General features: G+C 67.7%; 13 protein-coding genes and 1 pseudogene. 5 read left to right on the top strand and 9 right to left on the bottom strand.

Annotated features, from left to right (window positions below):
• The first annotated feature begins 41 nt into the window (after window positions 1-41).
• The 3 genes from ACO05L_RS14700 to aguB all read left to right on the top strand — a co-directional run bounded on the left by ACO05L_RS14700 (window position 42) and on the right by aguB (window position 5422).
• Complete coding sequence (locus tag ACO05L_RS14700; protein WP_421729912.1) at window positions 42-3389, top strand: TonB-dependent receptor; 3348 nt, start codon at window positions 42-44, stop codon at window positions 3387-3389.
• Between the two features lie 162 nt (window positions 3390-3551).
• Window positions 3552-4553, top strand: coding sequence for an agmatine deiminase family protein (locus ACO05L_RS14705; protein ID WP_421729913.1), 1002 nt, complete (start codon window positions 3552-3554; stop codon window positions 4551-4553).
• A complete protein-coding gene (gene aguB, locus ACO05L_RS14710) occupies window positions 4553-5422 on the top strand; it encodes an N-carbamoylputrescine amidase (protein ID WP_421729914.1) in 870 nt (289 codons plus the stop codon). The genes ACO05L_RS14705 and aguB overlap by 1 nt, the downstream gene beginning before the upstream one ends.
• Before the next feature lie 224 nt (window positions 5423-5646).
• Here aguB and ACO05L_RS14715 read toward each other — a convergent pair whose 3' ends face one another.
• The 4 genes from ACO05L_RS14715 to ACO05L_RS14730 all read right to left on the bottom strand — a co-directional run bounded on the left by ACO05L_RS14715 (window position 5647) and on the right by ACO05L_RS14730 (window position 8344).
• Window positions 5647-6618 (bottom strand): right-handed parallel beta-helix repeat-containing protein, encoded by a 972-nt coding sequence (locus ACO05L_RS14715; RefSeq protein WP_421729915.1) that lies wholly within the window; start codon window positions 6616-6618, stop codon window positions 5647-5649.
• A complete protein-coding gene (locus ACO05L_RS14720; protein ID WP_421729916.1) occupies window positions 6618-7325 on the bottom strand; it encodes a phosphatase PAP2 family protein in 708 nt (235 codons plus the stop codon). Before ACO05L_RS14720 ends, ACO05L_RS14715 begins: the two co-directional genes overlap by 1 nt.
• A gap of 116 nt (window positions 7326-7441) precedes the next feature.
• Entirely contained in the window at window positions 7442-7939 is a 498-nt protein-coding gene (locus ACO05L_RS14725) for a hypothetical protein (RefSeq protein ID WP_421729917.1), read from the bottom strand.
• A gap of 105 nt (window positions 7940-8044) precedes the next feature.
• Window positions 8045-8344 carry a ribonuclease gene (locus ACO05L_RS14730; protein WP_421729918.1) on the bottom strand — a complete coding sequence of 100 codons (300 nt, stop codon included), beginning with the start codon at window positions 8342-8344 and terminating at the stop codon, window positions 8045-8047.
• Window positions 8345-8488: 144 nt separating this feature from the next.
• Here ACO05L_RS14730 and ACO05L_RS14735 point away from each other — a divergent pair, with 144 nt between their 5' ends.
• Together ACO05L_RS14735 and ACO05L_RS14740 are read left to right on the top strand one after the other, a co-directional pair.
• Complete coding sequence (locus ACO05L_RS14735) at window positions 8489-8722, top strand: hypothetical protein (protein ID WP_421729919.1); 234 nt, start codon at window positions 8489-8491, stop codon at window positions 8720-8722.
• Entirely contained in the window at window positions 8701-9150 is a 450-nt protein-coding gene (locus tag ACO05L_RS14740; RefSeq protein WP_421729920.1) for a PadR family transcriptional regulator, read from the top strand. The genes ACO05L_RS14735 and ACO05L_RS14740 overlap by 22 nt, the downstream gene beginning before the upstream one ends.
• A gap of 90 nt (window positions 9151-9240) precedes the next feature.
• Here ACO05L_RS14740 and ACO05L_RS14745 read toward each other — a convergent pair whose 3' ends face one another.
• The 5 genes and pseudogenes from ACO05L_RS14745 to phnC all read right to left on the bottom strand — a co-directional run bounded on the left by ACO05L_RS14745 (window position 9241) and on the right by phnC (window position 14158).
• The gene (locus ACO05L_RS14745) at window positions 9241-10308 is read right to left on the bottom strand and encodes a substrate-binding domain-containing protein (RefSeq protein WP_421729921.1); all 1068 of its coding nucleotides are present in this window, start codon (window positions 10306-10308) and stop codon (window positions 9241-9243) included.
• A 76-nt stretch (window positions 10309-10384) separates the two neighbouring features.
• On the bottom strand, window positions 10385-11206 hold the full coding sequence (gene phnE / locus ACO05L_RS14750; protein WP_421731703.1) for a phosphonate ABC transporter, permease protein PhnE: 822 nt from the start codon (window positions 11204-11206) through the stop codon (window positions 10385-10387).
• Window positions 11207-11428: 222 nt separating this feature from the next.
• A pseudogene (gene phnD / locus ACO05L_RS14755) lies at window positions 11429-12232 on the bottom strand (phosphate/phosphite/phosphonate ABC transporter substrate-binding protein); the annotation flags it as partial.
• 67 nt (window positions 12233-12299) lie between these two features.
• A complete protein-coding gene (gene phnD / locus ACO05L_RS14760; RefSeq protein ID WP_421729922.1) occupies window positions 12300-13316 on the bottom strand; it encodes a phosphate/phosphite/phosphonate ABC transporter substrate-binding protein in 1017 nt (338 codons plus the stop codon).
• Entirely contained in the window at window positions 13313-14158 is an 846-nt protein-coding gene (phnC, locus tag ACO05L_RS14765; RefSeq protein WP_421729923.1) for a phosphonate ABC transporter ATP-binding protein, read from the bottom strand. Before phnC ends, phnD (ACO05L_RS14760) begins: the two co-directional genes overlap by 4 nt.
• Window positions 14159-14385: the final 227 nt, after the last annotated feature.

Raw genomic sequence — 14385 nt, forward strand, 5'->3', positions numbered from 1 at the left:
TCCTCCCGGGCAGCGCGCGGTCCAGAGAGGGGATACTCTGAATGCTGCTTCGCAACCTCGCGTACGGCGCGTCCGCCGCTGCGCTTCTGCTTTCCGCCACCGCGGTCCACGCCCAGGAAACGACCGGCGGCATCGTCGGCGGCGTCTATGACGCAGCGGGCGCGCCCGTAGTCGGCGCCACCGTCGTCGTGACCCACATTCCTTCGGGCACCAGCGTCACGACGCTGTCGGGTCCGAACGGCAACTTCGGCGCCCGCAACCTGCGCGTCGGCGGCCCCTACGCGGTCCGCGTCAGCTCGGCCGAAGGCGAAGCTGCGGCCAATGTCGCCGCCATCGGCATCGGCTCGCCCTACACCCTGGACCTGACCCTCGTCGGCGCCGCCAGCGATGACGCCTTCTCGCTCAGCGACGTGGTGGTCACCGGAGCCCGTTCGACGCGCAACACCTCGCCGACGAGCAACTTCAACCTCAGCGATGTCGAGACGCTCCCCTCCATCAGCCGCGACATCAAGGACATCGTTCGGACCTCTCCGTTCGCCACGGTCGATCCCTCCAACTCGGGCGCCCTGTCGATCGGCGGCCAGAACACCCGCTACAACGCCTTCCTCGTCGATGGCGTGCGCCAGGGCGACGACTTCGGCCTGAACTCGAATGGCTATCCCACCGTCGGCACCCCGATCTCGCTGTCGGTCATCGAGGCGGTCAGCGTCTCGGTCTCGCCCTACGACGTCCAGTACGGCAGCTTTACCGGCGGCGTGATCAACTCGGTCACCAAGTCGGGCGGCAACGAGTTCCACGGTGAAGTCTTCAAGGAGTGGACCAACGACGGTCTGCAGGGCAACACCTTCAGCTTCGAGAACTTCCAGAACGGCGTCGTCGACAACCGCGAACTGGGCGGCACCTTCGAGGAAGAAACCTGGGGCGCGACCCTGAGCGGCCCGATCATCAAGGATCGCCTGTTCTTCCTGGTGAACTACGAGAACTTTGAATCGACCCAACCGGTCCTGACCGGCCCAACCGGCTCGGACGCCGCCAACCCCGTCCCCGGCATCACCCAGGCCGACGTCGACGCCGTGCGCAGCGCCGTCCAGACCCGCTACGGCTATGACCCGCTGGACTGGCAGGCCGACGCCCTGACCGTCAACGACGAGAAGTGGTTCGCCAAGCTGGACTGGAACATCAACGACCGCCACCGCGCCGTCCTGTCGTACCAGAGCGTCGAAACCGGCGACTTCCGCGTCGGCTCCTCCTCGACCTCGAACAGCACGCCTGTTCTGGGCCTGCTGTCGTCGGGCTACCTCTACAGCCAGACGCTGGAGTCCATTAAGGGCCAGATCTTCTCGGACTGGACGGACACCTTCTCGACCGAGTTCTCGGTCGCCAAGAAGTCGGTCGAATCCCTGAGCCAGAACTTCGTCGACAACGATACGGCCCAGTTCCTGGTCTATCTGGATGACCCGGCAAGCACGGGCACGCGCCGCGCCATTCGCCTCGGCCCGGACATTTCGCGCCAGGCCAACGAACTGGCCGTCGACACCACCTTCTATCGCGCAGTCGCCAACTGGGACCTGCCTGACGACCACCGCCTGACCTTCGGCTTTGAGCGCGAAGAACAGGACATCTTCAACGTCTTCGTCCAGAACGCCAACGGCACCTACGAGTTCGCCTCGGTCGCCGATCTGGCCGCCGGCCAAGCCTCGTCGGTCGTCTATCAGAACGCCGCCAGCAACGTGAAGGCCGACGCCGGCGCCGCCTTCTCCTACGCCCAGAACACCCTGTTCGTGCAGGATACCTGGCGCGGTATCGAGAACCTGACCCTGACCGCCGGCATCCGCCTGGACTGGTACGAGCAGGATGACCGTCCGCTGGAGAACCCTGCGTTCGAAGCTCGTTACGGCTTCAAGAACAACGAGAACCTGGACGGCATCTTCCAGGTCCAGCCGCGCTTCGGCTTCAACTGGCGCGCTGCCGACAGCCTTTCGATCTACGGCGGCTTCGGTCGTTACCAGGGCGGTTCGCCCAACGTGTGGATCTCCAACGCCTTCAGCAACACCGGCAACCTGGCCGGCCTCTACAGCTGCCGCGCGCCGGGCTACACCTCGCCCACCCAGAGCAACGCCTTCCTTCAGGTCTGCCCCACCGATGCCCTGACGGACGTCAATGCGACCCAGCCCAGCACCGGCCTGCAGACCGGCGTGACCAACAGCGCAAACCGCGGCACGGGCGACATCAACCCGATCGACCCGTCCTTCAAGACGCCGTCCATCTGGAAGACCTCGCTGGGCGCCACCTACGGCTTCGACCTGAGCCGCTGGGGCATGGGCGACGACTGGACCGTGACCGGCGAGTATGTTCACTCCGAACAGGACACGGCCGTGGGCTGGATCGACCTGAGCATGGTCGAGACCCAGAACGGCACGGCCCCCGACGGTCGTCCGACCTTCGATCCCAACCCCTCGAACTCCAGCCAGCGCGTCCTGCTGCTGACCAACTTCGAAGGAGGCCAGACCGACCAGTTCGCCGTCTCGATCGGCAAGGACTGGCGTGATGGCTGGGCCGAAGGCCTGGGCGCCAACCTCAGCTACACCTACCTGGACTCGACGGAATCCTCGTCGCCCGGCTCGTCGACCGCCTCGTCCAGCTTCCAGAACACGGTCACGTCCGACCCGAACAGCGCCTTCGTGCTGACCTCGTCGTTCGAGATCCAGGAAGCCTGGAAGCTGAACCTGTCGTATCAGCGCGCCTTCTTCGGCGACTACCGCACGCGCCTGAACCTGTTCGGTCAGAAGCGTTCGGGCCTGCCCTTCAGCTATGTGTTCAACTCGAGCACCAACAGCATGTTCGGCGTGACCTCGGCCTACAGCACCCGCAACCAGCTGCTGTACGTTCCGCAGGTGGACTCCAACGGCCTGGTCACCCCGACCAGCGACCCGCTGGTCCAGTTCGGTTCGGTCACCTCGGGCGGCGTCACCACCCCGTTCGACCTGGCAGGCTTCAACGACTTCCTGCAGAACACGGGCCTGATCAAATACGCCGGTCAGATCGCACCCCGGAACGCCTTCCGCGCGCCGGACGTGACCACCTTCGACCTGCATATCGCCCAGGAAATCCCCGCCTTCTTCCCCGGCGGCGCCCGTCTGGAAATCTATGCCGACGTCGAAAACCTCGGCAACCTGCTCAACGACGAGTGGGGCGTGATCCAGCAGTACAACTCGCCTTACGCCTCCTCGGCCAACGTCGACGCCGTAAACTGCAACCGCACGTCGTCGGGCTGCCCGTCCGGCACGGGCAACTATTACAGCTTCACGCGCTTCAGCGCGGCCAACCCGTCGCCGGCCACCTCGGCCTCGGTCTGGCAGGTGAAGTTCGGCGTTCGCTACACCTTCTGATCGCGAACAGCTGACGAGACGATCAGGGGCGGTCCGGCGACGGGCCGCCCCTTTTCATGTCCGGCGTCCACCCGGTCGGAGGACCGCGCCGGTTGAACCTGGGCCCGTGCATGGCTATCTGCGCGGGCTGCCCTCGCGCCTGTCCAAGGAACCTCTTCGCCCATGACCCATCCGATCCCCGCCGAATGGGCTCCGCACCGCGCGATGTGGGTGGGCTGGCCCAGCCATGCGGAATGGTGGTTCGACGAACTGGCCGCCGCCAAGGACGAGGTCGAGGCCCTGGTTCACGCCCTGGCCGGTCCGGGCCGCGAGAACGTCAAGCTGATGGTCGGCAATGACGAGGCCCTGCCCGACGCCCAGGCGCGCTTCGCGGGCGTGGCCAATGTCGAGGTCGTCGCCGGACGGTTCGGCGATGTCTGGCTGCGCGACACCGGCCCGATCTTCGGCGCAGGGTCGAAAACGGCCGCCGCCTTCAGCTTCAACGGCTGGGGCGGCAAGTACGACATGCCGGGCGATGATGCGGTCGCCGACCAGATCGCCGCCGCCGCCGGGGTCACGCCGACCCGCAACGACTTCATCCTGGAAGGCGGCGCCTTGGATCACGACGGGATCGGCACCATCCTGACCACCGGCCAGTGCCTGCTGAACAAGAACCGTAACGCCGGTTGGACCGCATCCGCCGCAGAGGCCGCCCTGGCCGAGGCCCTGGGCGCGCGCAAGGTGGTGTGGCTGGGCGAGGGTCTGCTGAACGACCACACCGACGGCCATATCGACAACCTGGCCCGTTTCGTGGCCCCGGGCGTGGTCGCCCTGCCCATCCCGTTTGGCGCCAAGGACCCCAACGCCGAGGCCTATCACGCCGCCGCCGACGCCATCCGCGCGGCGACCGATGCGGACGGCAATCCCCTGACCATCCTGCCCATCCCCTCGCCTGGCATGGTGCTGGACGAGGACCAGCGCCCGATCCCGGCCAGCCATATGAACTTCCTGATCGCCAACGGCGCGGTCGTGGTTCCGACCTATGGCAATGACATGGCCGCGCGCCTGGCCTGCGAGGCCCTGGCCACCGTCTTCCCCGACCGAGAGATCATCCCCCTGCCCTCCAACGCCATCCTGACCGGCGGCGGGTCCTTCCACTGCATCTCCCAGCAGGAGCCTGCGTAATGGCACGCACGATTTCAGTCGCCGCGCTTCAGACCTCCTACGGCGAGGACATGACGGCGAACATCAACAAGACCGCCGGTCTGGTCAGGCAGGCCGCGTCCAAAGGGGCGCAAGTGATCCTGCCGTCCGAACTGTTCCAAGGGCCGTATTTCTGCGTCAGCCAGGAGGAGCACTGGTTCGCCACCGCCTATCCGTGGCGCGAACATCCCGCCGTCATCGCCATGGCCGAGGTCGCCAAGGAGCTGGGCGTCGCCATCCCCGTCTCGATCTTCGAGCGCGAGGGGCCGCATTATTACAATTCTCTGGTCATGCTGGACGCGGACGGATCGCCGCTGGGCGTCTATCGCAAGAGCCACATCCCCGACGGCCCCGGCTATCAGGAGAAATACTATTTCCGGCCCGGCGACACCGGCTTCAAGGTCTGGTCGACCCGCTTCGGCAAGGTCGGGGTCGGCATCTGCTGGGACCAATGGTTCCCCGAGACGGCGCGGGCCATGGCGCTGCTGGGCGCCGACGTGCTGATGTATCCGACCGCTATCGGCTCGGAGCCGCATGACGCCGACCTGGACACCGCCGAGCCGTGGCGACGGGCCATGCAGGGCCACGCCGTGTCCAACGTCATCCCGGTCGTCGCCGCCAACCGCATCGGCCATGAGCAGGTGACGCCCCAGGGCCAGGACTTCTACGGCCACTCCTTCATCGCCGATCATCGCGGCGACCTGGTCGAAAGCTTCGGCGCCGAGGACGAGGGCGCGCTGGTGCACAGCTTCGATCTGGATCACGTCGACCGCTACCGCGCCGCCTGGGGCTTCTTCCGCGACCGGCGCACGGACCTGTACGGTGCGCTGGCCTCTGCGAGACCTAGCTAAGCGGGATAGTTGGACAACTTCCCGCTCGGCCCGATACGGCGCTTAATCTCGTTTTGAGCGAGCAGACGGTTTGCGATCTGATTGATCTGTTGCCTCGGTCGTATGTTGAGATCGGCTGAGGCTTGGTCGTCGTCGCGCCCGGGAAACTGTCGGACGTATGCGAGAAATCGGTCTGCGTTAGTCATGACAATCTCCAACACCAAAGGCTCTGACAGCCTAGCCGACTAGCTCAGTCGGCGATTGCGATAGACGACATTGCCCGTGGCGTGGTCGCCGTCGTCCAGGCTGGAGCCGAACGGATAGCCGCGATCGTCTGCGCAGTATCGCCGTCCGCCCTCGCGCGACCCGACCACCACCAGCCGCGGCCTGAGCCAGGAGGCGCCGGAAAAGGTGTTGTCGGACACCACATTATCGGACGGGGTCTGGTGCCGGATCACGCCGTCCTCGCCGCAGTTCCGGTACAGGAAGACGCCGCCCTGGCCGTTCAGGGCGAAGCGGTTGGCCATGATGGTGTTTGCGGCCGAGCCGTCGACGGCGATGATCTCGCGCGCGGTGCGAACGTCGAAGCGGACCCCCGTGATCTCGGCCTGACGGCTTTCGGCGTCCAGATAGACGGCCACCGAATCCGAGCGCCCGATGAACCGCCCGCCGGTGACCTTGGTCTGTGTCACGCCCGGCCCGACATAGAGGGGGATCGAGCCATTGGCGGCGAAGGTGACCCCGTTCAGGGCCACCCGCGTCGGCGCCGCCGCCTGGGCCGCCTGGGTATGGCCGGCGGTGCGCGAGGACTCGCGCAGATCGGCCATGCTGCGCCCCGCGCCCATGCCCCAGATGCGGACCGAGCCGTGGACGGTGCAGTTGCGGATGGCGATGTCGGTCGGGCGGCTGAAGGCGTCTCCGGTGCGACGCGACCAGATGGCCAGGGTCGGGGCGCGACTGGTGCGGGCCACGCCGGGGCGGCCGATCACGCCGCCGCCGCAGTCGATGCCTGCGCCCGAAGCCTCCGCGCCCTCCACCAGCACCCGGCGCGTGACGGCCCGTCCGTTCAGGGTCGCGCGACAGGTCAGGCGATAGGGGGCGTCCCTTCCGTCGGGGGCGGCGGTCAGGGCCGTGATCTCGGCAGGCGTACAGGCCCGGTCGGCGGGCAGGTCCACCGGGCCGGTTCCCAACAGAGTGGCCAGCGCCAGGCCCAGCATCAGGGCGTCGGCAGGGCCAGGGCGGCGCGTTCAGCGGCGCATCCCGGATGGGTCAGGCCGGTCGCCCGGACGGCCGCGATCTCGGTCCGTGCGACCAACAGATCAGCCTGGAAGGCCGGGGTGGCGGCGATGGCGTCGAAGGTCGCGCGGCCCACGGCTTCTCCTTCCGCCGCGTCGGCCGGGTAGTGCATGGCGCAGACCACGCGGCTGAGCGCGATCTGATGGCCGATTTCGCGCACGGCCTCGGCGCGATCAGGCTGGGCGGCCGCCAGAACCCCGGCATAGGCCGCGCCGACCGCCGCGCTGCCGGACGGATAGGAAGGGCTGGCGCGACTGGCCGCGCTCAGCCGCTGGCAAGCGGGGCGCGAGGGATCGACGGCGACCGGGCGGGGGCGCGGATCGCGCGCCTTGACCCGTTCGGTGACCGCATCGGCGTCGGCCATGACCCGTTCGAAGATCACGACCAGCCGGGGCGTGGGCCCACCGGCGGATCGGATTCCAAGGGTGCAGTCGAAATGCTGCAGGGCCAGGCCGGGCGACAGTTCGGCATGGGCGGTGGCCAATAGCCAGCGGTCGGCCCCCTCCAGCGCGCGGTAGCGGTCCGACAGGGCGCGGTCTGCCGCCTGCTCGGGCGAACCCTCTGCTGCGGGCGGCGGAACCAGGGCGGCTATGCGCGACAGGGCGGCGGGCGTGAGATAGCCAGGCAATTCCGTGTCGCCGCTGGATCCGGGGCCGCCGCCAGTTCCATAGGCGGCGCAGCCCGACGTCGACGCCAACAGGGCCGCGAGACCGGCGAACGCTATCCAGCGATCCGCCGAAGGTCTCACTCGCCGGCGCTCCAGCTCAGTTGCACCGAGGTCTCGTCGTTCTCGGTCGGAGAGGCCACGACCTGGACATTGGCGCCGCTGGCTTCCTTGGCGGCCCCATAGGCGCGCGCCGCACCCTGGTTCATCTCCATGACCGGCGCCATGCCCTCGGCCTCGGCGCGCTGGCGATAGAAGGCCACGACCTGCTCCGGCGCGGCGTCGGTCTTGAAGGTGATCAGGCCGCCCGGCCCGGCAGGCCCAGCCGCCAGGGTCGGATCTCCCTCGATCTCGCCGCCGGGATAGACAGCCGCGAAGGCAGGGGCGCCCGGCGCGACCGGCGCCGAAACAGAAGCCGCCGAAGCGGGCGTCGCCGTCATTTGAGCGGGGGCCGTCTCTGCAGGCGGCGCCGTCAACTCAGGCGCTGAGGCGGGCTTTTCGGCTGGAACCCTGGGACCATCGCACGCGGCCAAACCGGCCATCGCGACGACGAGGGTCGCCGCCATACTGAACTTCATCCGGGGCAGGTCCTTGAAATCCAAACGCAAGCCGCACCGTGGCGCATCAGAATGGCGGGGGCAAGGCGGCAAGGTGGAACAGCTTGGCTGTTATCGCCGCGACGCTTAGCCAGGGTCGGGCTCAGCATCGCCTTCGGTCGCCCTGTCTCTGGCCCTGTCTCTGGCGGCCATGCCTTCGCTGGCGAGGGTCTCGTTGATTTCGTCCTGGTCCGGATCATTGTCCGAGCCCGTGGCCACGCCGCCCTGCAGGGAACCCGCGCGGGTGTCCGAGCCCGTGTCGGTGCCGGTCAGCCGTTCCACGATACTGTCGGGCGTGCGGCCACGATCAGGGCGTTCGCCGATGTCGTCGGCTTCTCGGGCGTCCGAGGTCTGGGGCGTGTCTTCGGCCTTGGTGGGGTCGGTCATGGTGGTCTCCTGCCTGGCTTAGGGATTCAAAGCCCGCCCGGCCGCGCGGTTCCGCCCGAACAAAAGATATATCTCAAGACCCTTGCGTAAGGCAGTTTAAGATATATCTTTGCGCTATGAAAATGAAGGAGAACCCATCCATGTTTGGATTTCACGAAGACAGAGACGGCGGCAGGGGCCGCCACGGGCGTCATCACGGCGGCCATCACGGCCGTCACCACTGTGGCCCATCGCATGACGGCGAAGGCCGGGGCCGCGGCCCCTGGGGGCGCGGTGGCGAAGGTCGGGGCAGCGAGGGCCGAGGCGGCGGCGAAGGTCGCGGCGGTCACGGTCGAGGTCCCGGTCGAGGCCGCAGAATGTTCGGTCCCGGCGACCTGAAGCTGGTCCTGCTGGCCCTGGTCGAGCAGGAGCCGCGCCACGGCTATGACCTGATCAAGGCCATTGAGGCGGCGTTCGGCGGCGGTTACGCCCCCTCCCCCGGCGTGGTCTATCCGACCCTGTCCCTGCTGGCCGACGAGGGCCTGATCGCGGGGGTCGAGGACGCGACCGGCAAGCGGGTCTTCACCGTCACCGAGACCGGCGTGACCTGGCTGGAGGAGAACCGCACCGCGGTTGACGGCGTCATGCAGCGCATGGCCCTGGCGGCCAAGTTCGTCTCTGGCGAACAGACCCCAGAGGTGGTGCGCGAGGCCTTCCATACCCTGCGTCAGGCGGTGCAGATGAAGCCCGGCGGCTGGTCCGAACCCGAGACCGCCAAGGTGGTCGAAGCCTTGATGAAGGCCGTGCGAGAGATCAGCGAAGGCTGAGGTTCGATCCCCACCGAAAAAGGAAGGGGCCGCGATCGCTCGCGGCCCCTTCTGCTTTTCCGCCTTCCCTTGCGGGAAAAAGGGAAGGCGCTACTTCGCCGGGGCCGCCATCGGCGTCATGGCGGCGGCGATGGCGCGCTGGGCCGCAAGCTCGGCTTCCGGCAGGGGCACAAGGCCGCGATCCTGCAGATAGCCGCCCCGCGCCGCCGCCGATTCCGACATGAACTCCGACACGAAGGCCTGCAGGTTGGGCGTGACGCCGATGTGCTGCTTCTTGACGTAGATGTAGAGGCTGCGGGCCAGGGGATAGGTGCCGTCGGCGATGGTCTCGGGCGAGGGGGAGACGCCGTCGATGGTCTCGGCCTTCACCGTGTCCATGTTCTGCTCAAGGAAGGAGAAGCCGAACACGCCCAGCGAGCCGGGGGTGCGGGTCAGGGTCTGGACGATGGCGTTGTCGTTCTCGCCCGAGTCGATCCAGGCGCCGTCCTCGCGCAGGGTATGGGTCAGGGCCTCGAAGCGATCCTTGTCGCCGGCCAGGGCGTTGACCGCCGGGACCAGCTTGCCGCCGGGCGCCATGCCCAGTTCGAGGAAGGCGTCGCGCGTGCCCGAGGTGGGCGGCGGGCCATAGACCTGGATGCGCTGGTTGGGCAGGCCCGCATTGACCTGGTTCCAGGTCGTGGCCGGGTTGGCGACGAAGGCGCCGCCAGCGCCGGGGACTTCCTTGGCCAGGCCCTCGTAGAGGTCGTTCAGTTCGAAGTTAAAGCTGTTGCCCGTGCGCGCCGTGGCGATGACGATGCCGTCATAGCCGATCTTCAGCTCGACGATCTCGGTGACGCCGTTCTTCTGGCACATCTCGAACTCGGACTTCTTCATCTGGCGCGAGGCGTTGGCGATGTCCGGCGTGGACGGGCCGAGACCCTGGCAGAAGGCCTGGATGCCGCCGCCGGTGCCCAGAGCCTCGACGCGGGGGGCGGCGCCGCCCGGATTGTTGCGCCCGAAATTCTCGGCCACGCGGGTGGCGAAGGGGAAGACAGTCGACGAACCGGCGGCCCAGACGCCCGAGCGCTGGGCCTGGCCTGCCGCGCCGTCACCCGAGCCGCAGGCGGCGAGAGCGGCGAGGGCCAGGGTCGAGGCGGCGGTCAAAAGGATGCGATGCATGACGAGGAGTCTCCAAACGTCGTTCGTGACGCTTAGACCACTCGAATGTGACAGTTCCGCTGAGGGTTTGTGACGGTCACAGCAAGCGTTTGCGCATCGCCTGTGACAGCATGTCGATCAGGGTCACGGCCACGACGATGATGATGGCGATGGTCGATACGGTCCGATAGTCGAAGGCCTGCAGGCTTTCGAACAACACCTGACCAATGCCGCCCGCCCCGATCAGGCCCAGCACCGTGGCCGCGCGGCTGTTGGATTCGAAACGGTACAGGGCGAAGCTGGTCCACAGCGGCGCGACCTGGGGCAGCACGCCCCAGCCGATCTCGTGCAACTGGCCCGCGCCGGTCGCCTTGACGCCCTCGATGGGGCCCTTGTCGATCGACTCGACCGCTTCGGAGAACAGCTTGGCCAGGACGCCCGCGGTGTTCAGGGCGATGGCCAGGACCCCGGCCAGCGGTCCCAGGCCCACCGCGACGATGAACAGGGTGCCGATCACCAGGTCGGGGATGGAACGCAGGATGTCCATGACCCGTCGCACCGGCCAGACCAGCCAGGCCGGCGACAGGTTGCGCGACGCCATCAGACTGAGCGGCACGGCCAGGAACACAGCCAGGAAGGTGCCCCACAGCGCGATCTGCACCGTCAGCCACATCTGGCCGACCAGCGACTGCCACTTGCTGAAGTCGGGGTTGAGGAAGTCCTTGCCGTAGTTCCGCATGTTTTCGGAGTTGGTGAACAGGTTCAGGACATTGGGCAGTTCCACGCGGGTGAAGCTGGCGATCAGGATGATGGCGAACCCGCCCCACAGCAGGATGTCCAGCGACCAGGCGGCGGCGGATTTTTCGGGCGGCGCCGGGACCCTGCCCTCGGCCACGGCCACAGCCGTGCGGCGGCGCATCAGGTTCATGGCGATGGCGTAGAGGACCAGCAGGCCGATCAGGGCGAAGGGGGCGACCTGTTTGAAGCGGGACGCCGGGGCGACGCTGTCCGGCAGAGCCTGGGCCTTGGTCCGCTCACGCTTGGCCTGGTCGGCCTTCATCTCGCGAATGGGGGCCAGGTAGGAGTTGTCGGCCTCGCGGAACTGGGAATAGTTCAGCCCCTGCATGACCTTGCGCTGGCGGTCGGCCTCGGGGCCGAAGCCTTGGCCGTAGTTGATGAAGAACTCGCGGATCTGAGCCTTGAGGCTGTCCGGCAGGGTGCCCCGCACCAGGATGCTCGACTCGGGGATGGGCGGAGATTCCCAGATGGTCTCGATCTGATCCGCCACGCGAGCGTTCTCGCGGCGCAGGAAGACGGTGTTGACCGAGTTGGAGGTCGCGACATCGACCAGGCCGTTGGCGATGGAAAACGAGTTGGCCTGGTGGTTGGCCGAGCGGACGGTGGAGAAGCAGCGCGTCGGATCGAGGCCGCGAGGACCGAAGAAATAGGTCAGGGGCGCAAGCGTGCCGGACAGGGACTGGGCGTCGCCGAGGCCGAAGGTCAGCGAGCGGTCGCAGCGCTCGACATCCGCCAGGGTGATGCCGGAGCCCTTTTTGACGATCAGGGAGGAGACATAGGAATCCTTGCCTTCGCTATCGACGGTACGGGCGATGACTTCGGCCTGGGCGCGGTCGACGGCCTGAACCGCAGGCAAAGCCGAGAACCAGGCGACCTGGGACTGATTGGCCCGCATGGCCTCGACGAGCACGGAATAGTTGGAGCCGAAGATGGGCTCGACAGGAATACCCAGTTCGCGTTGCAGGTCGTTCAGCAGGGGCTGCCAGATCGGCCCGGACGAGGCCTGGCCTTCCGAGGACTGGATGGAAAAGACGAGCTTGGCCGGGCGGGCTGGCTCGCCCTGCGACTGCGCAACAACGGGGGCTGCGACGAACGACAGGGCGAAGAACGCCATGAGGCCGGCGGCGAGAAGACGAAGGCGGCTCATGCCCGGATATCCTGAAGCGCGGCCTGATGCAGGCCGAAGGGGAAGATTTTAAGCGGATTCGAGGGGATCATGGCTGGACCTCGCGGCTGGCGCGCAGGCGCTCCAGCGTCCGCTCCGCCCGGGTCGCCGCCGCGCGGTCGCCAGAGGCTCGGGCGGCGGTCAGGGCCTGGTCGGCGATCAGTTCGCGCACCGGGTTCAGATAGTCGTCATCGGCGGCGATGAAGCGCGAATAGTTGAGCCCGGCCAGAACCCGGCGCTGACGTTCGGCGACCACGCCGTCGCCGCGACCATAGCTCAGCAGCAGACCGCGCAGCTTTTCCTTCACCGCGGGATCCAGATCCTCACGCACGACGACGCCACCCTCCGGAATAGGCGGCGACTGCCAGATCGTCTCGATCTCGGCGGCTATGGTGGGGTTTTGCCGCGCTATCGCGGCATAGGTGGCGGTGTTGGACGCAGCCACATCGAGGATGCCGGAGGCGACCTCATAGGCGTTGGTCTCGTGATTGGCGGCGCGCACGGACTTGAAACAGGTCTGGGGCCGGATGTCCCGCGGATTGAACAGGAAGGCGGCCGGGGCCAGGGTGGCCGAGGTGGACTGCGCATCGCCCGAGCCGAAGCTCAAGGTCCGCCCACAGGCCAGGACGTCGTCCAGCGTCACGCCGGATCCGCGTCGCACGATCAGGGTGGAGCGGTAGCTGGTCTCGCCCTCGCCGCTGACGGTGCGGGCGATCATCTCGACCCCGCCTGCGTCCAGGGCCTCGACCGCCGGGCGGGCCGACAGCCAGGCGGCCTGGGCCCGCCCCTGTTTCAAATCGTCCAGCAAGGAGGCGTAGTCGGTCGTGAAGCGCGGCGTGACGGGCCGGCCGACCGCCGCCGACAGGTCCTCCAGCAGAGGGCTCCACAAGGGGGCGGCCGAGGCCTGTCCCTGTGCCGACAGGATGGCGAAGGCGATGTCGCCGCCGCCCTGAGGACGCAGGCCCTGGGGCTGGCGGCAAGCGACTACGCCCAGCGCTGTCAGGCCGAGCGCAGCGGCGACCAGGACGCCGGCGCCGAGCCGCCGCGTCAGGCCGGTCTGGGTCACGCCTTGGTTTCCCAGAAGGCGTCCTCGAACTCGGGCCCGTAGATGTCGATCAGGGTCTTGTGGTCCAGGCCGGTGGTCGGGCCGTCATAGACGATCCTGCCGGACTTCAGGGCGATGACCCGGTCGCAATAGCGGATGGCGTAGTCGACCTGGTGCAGGGTGACGATGACGCTGAGCCCGTCGCGCTGGTTCAGTTCGACCAGCTGCTCCATCACCTTGCGGGCGGAGACGGGGTCCAGCGAGGCGACCGGCTCGTCGGCCAGGATGCCGCTGGCGCCCTGGACGATGGCGCGGGCGATGGCGCCGCGCTGCTGTTGACCGCCGGACAGGGTGTTCGAGCGCTGGGCGGCATAGTCGCTGACGCCCACGCGGTGCAGGGCGGCCATGGCCAGGGCCTTGTCCTGAGCCGGCCACAAACCCAGCATCCCACGCCAGGCCGGCAGACGACCCAGGGCGCCCAGCATGACGTTGGTGAACAGCGACAGCCGCCCGACCAGGTTGAACTGCTGGAAGATCATGCCCAGCCGGCCGCGCGCACGGCGCACCGCCCCGGTCACCCGGCCATTGGCCTGGACCGTGTCGCCAAAGACCTCGATCACGCCTGCGCCCGCATCGATGGGGGCCAGGCCGGTGATGGCGCGCAGCAGGGTGGACTTGCCCGAGCCCGAGGGGCCGATCAGGGCGACCATCTCTCCGGCGGCGACGGTGACCGAGACACAGTCCAGCGCCTTGCGGGTTCCGAATGTCTTGGACACCTCGCGCGCGACCAGAAGGGCGGCGCCGGATGGGGAGGGAGATGCGCCGATGGGCACGGACGCATCGACGACTGCGGATGAACTCATGGTCTCGCGGGGAAGCGCGTTGGGATTCGCTGGAGAATTGGCGATACGGCCCAGAATAGGGGGTCGATACGGGAGAGACGGCGATAACGCTTAATGGCACGCGTGGCGCAACGGCGTCCAGTGCGGCGCATCGCCAGGCCACACCCGCAGGCAATAGCGTTCAGAACCCGGAGGAAACGCAGCCAAAGCCAGCGCCTGCCGCGAAAAAACCGCTTTACATGACAGCG

Origin of the sequence: Brevundimonas sp. (assembly GCF_965227765.1) — a bacterium.
GTDB lineage: Bacteria > Pseudomonadota > Alphaproteobacteria > Caulobacterales > Caulobacteraceae > Brevundimonas.

Bases quoted from the DNA above. Each gene is read 5' to 3' on its own strand.
- ACO05L_RS14700 (WP_421729912.1), top strand. From the start codon at position 42: ATGCTGCTTCGCAACCTCGCGTACGGCGCGTCCGCCGCTGCGCTTCTG.
- ACO05L_RS14705 (WP_421729913.1), top strand. From the start codon at position 3,552: ATGACCCATCCGATCCCCGCCGAATGGGCTCCGCACCGCGCGATGTGG.
- aguB (WP_421729914.1), top strand. From the start codon at position 4,553: ATGGCACGCACGATTTCAGTCGCCGCGCTTCAGACCTCCTACGGCGAG.
- ACO05L_RS14715 (WP_421729915.1), bottom strand. From the start codon at position 6,618: ATGCTGGGCCTGGCGCTGGCCACTCTGTTGGGAACCGGCCCGGTGGAC.
- ACO05L_RS14725 (WP_421729917.1), bottom strand. From the start codon at position 7,939: ATGAAGTTCAGTATGGCGGCGACCCTCGTCGTCGCGATGGCCGGTTTG.
- ACO05L_RS14730 (WP_421729918.1), bottom strand. From the start codon at position 8,344: ATGACCGACCCCACCAAGGCCGAAGACACGCCCCAGACCTCGGACGCC.
- ACO05L_RS14740 (WP_421729920.1), top strand. From the start codon at position 8,701: ATGTTCGGTCCCGGCGACCTGAAGCTGGTCCTGCTGGCCCTGGTCGAG.
- ACO05L_RS14745 (WP_421729921.1), bottom strand. From the start codon at position 10,308: ATGCATCGCATCCTTTTGACCGCCGCCTCGACCCTGGCCCTCGCCGCT.
- phnE (WP_421731703.1), bottom strand. From the start codon at position 11,206: ATGCGCCGCCGCACGGCTGTGGCCGTGGCCGAGGGCAGGGTCCCGGCG.
- phnC (WP_421729923.1), bottom strand. From the start codon at position 14,158: ATGAGTTCATCCGCAGTCGTCGATGCGTCCGTGCCCATCGGCGCATCT.